Below are 2,250 nucleotides of genomic sequence, written 5' to 3'. Positions count from 1 at the left end.
TGTTCTTGCTTATCATCAAAACAATCTTGATAAGGCGATAACTCTTCTTGAAGACATGTTGAAAAAGCCTTCGCCGCTCAGCGAGCAAAAATCGGGAATTATCCGGTTGACAAACCCGGCACTATAGGTAGCCTCCGCTAAAGGGGGCGCATCTTGGCAAACAAGCTCTTTTACGGCGACAACCTTCAGGTCTTAAAGGACTCGATCGACGACGAATCCATTGACCTGATCTATCTCGACCCGCCCTTCAACTCCAAGGCGAATTACAACATCCTGTTCCGGTCCCCGAGCGGCAAGCGTTCGACGGCGCAGATCGAGGCCTTCGAGGACACATGGCACTGGAATGAGCATGCTGCGCTGGCGTTCGACGAAGTCATGCGGTGCGGCAATCAGAATGTTGCGAACATCCTGCGCGCTATGTTCTCGTTCCTCGGCGAGAATGACATGATGGCTTACCTGAGCATGATGGCCATCCGGCTCGTCCACCTGCACAGGGTGCTGAAGCCTACAGGATCGCTCTACCTGCACTGTGACCCTACCGCGAGCGCGTATTTAAAGGTGCTGATGGACGCCGTCTTCGGCGGCGATCGCTACCTCAATGAGATTATCTGGCGGCGGACCGGGTCGCACAATCCCCGGCGCTCGCTCGGACCGGTGCACGACGTTATCCACGCCTATACGAAGTCGTCGGCATACAAGTTCAACGTCATCCGGCGTCCATACATGAAGGGTCATGTCGAGTCGCGCTACACGCAGATGCCAGACGGCCGCATGAAGTTCACGTCCGGCGGCAACGTTCTAACGGGAGCCGGTCCGACCGAGGACGGAGCTTCTGGAAAGCCGTGGCGCGGCTTCGATCCGACTGCAAAGAACCGGCATTGGGCGATCCCCGGTGCCTACGAGGAATTTATGTCCGATGAGTATCAGAATCTAAACGCGATCGAGAAGCTGGAAGCTCTGTATCAGGCCGGATTGGTGGAGATCGTCGAGGGCAACGCGTGGCCGATCATGGTCCGCTACCTCGATGAGCGCGACGGCACGCCGTTGACCGACCTGTGGACCTTCCAGCCCTACACGCAGGGCACGGCGTGGGGCGACCCTACGCACGGCATCGACGAGGACGTGAAGTGGCTCGGCCCCACGGACCCCGAGCGCCTTGGCTATCCGACGCAGAAGCCTGTCGGCCTGATCGAGCGAATCCTGCGGACCGGTTCAAAGGAAGGCGATGTCGTCCTAGACCCATTCTGCGGCTGCGGGACGACGATTCATGCCTCGCAGAAACTCGACCGGCAATGGATCGGCATCGACATCACGCACCTCGCGATCTCGCTCATCGAGCGCCGGCTGAAGGACTCATTCCCGACCGTGACGTTCGAGGTAGAGGGGACGCCAAAGGACCTCGAAGGCGCTCGCGACCTTGCGAAGCGCGACCCATACCAGTTCCAATGGTGGGCAATATCGCTGATCAACGCGATTCCAGCCGGCGGCAAGAAGAAGAAGGGCGCGGATCGCGGCATCGACGGCTATCTCAATTTCCGCGACGCGGACGGCAAGCCGCAAATCGGCATCGTCTCCGTCAAGGGGGGCGACAACGTCGGCGTCACGATGATCCGCGACTTGAAGGGCGTGGTCGGGCGCGACAAGGCCTGTGTCGGCGTCTTCCTGTCGCTGGTTGACCCGACGCGGGACATGAAGAAGGAGGCGGCGTCGGCCGGCTTCTATGAGACCGGCGGCATGAAGTTCCCCAAAATCCAGATACTGACCGTCGAGGAACTGTTTGACGGGCGCACGGTGCATATCCCGTTTGGCTTCACCGAAGGCTTCAAGAAGGCTGCCCGAGAGACTAAGGAGAAGCAGGGCTCTCTACTTTGATGCTTTGTGGCGTTTTGGCTTGCTTGGCTTCTTGAGTGATGTAGGCGGCACCGAGACCAAATTCTTCAGCCGCTCCTTGAACGCTGCATCACTCTCGTCACATCCGATATCCTTTGCGGTCGCGATAAACTTCGCGCCTTGCTCGCTGACTTTGGGCGATTTCTCCATTGACAGATTACCCCTTGATAATAGCGAACAGTCTGATTCGACAGGCGTTGCACTTTTGATTTGTCGGATTTCATCAATGCGTCATCAATGAAAGCTGGACTCTTCGCGCAACGCCGTTCATATTTCATTCCCGTGGCCTCGTGGTGGAATTGGAAGACACGCCGATCTTTAAAATCGGTTCCTGGCAGGGATTACGGGTTCGAACCCCGT

The 2,250-nt window shown here is 57.7% G+C and carries 1 protein-coding gene; it reads left to right on the top strand.

Translation table 11 applies throughout. From position 1 onward, the window contains the following. Positions 1–153 precede the first annotated feature (153 nt). Positions 154–1,872 carry a site-specific DNA-methyltransferase gene (locus FJY67_12115; protein MBM3330189.1) on the top strand — a complete coding sequence of 573 codons (1,719 nt, stop codon included), beginning with the start codon at positions 154–156 and terminating at the stop codon, positions 1,870–1,872. The last annotated feature ends 378 nt before the right edge of the window (positions 1,873–2,250 follow it).

The sequence above is a fragment of the Calditrichota bacterium genome (assembly GCA_016867835.1).
Lineage (GTDB): Bacteria > Electryoneota > AABM5-125-24 > Hatepunaeales > Hatepunaeaceae > VGIQ01.
The sequence above is the reverse complement of the archived record's forward strand: the minus strand, read 5'-3'. Positions and strand labels throughout refer to the sequence as shown.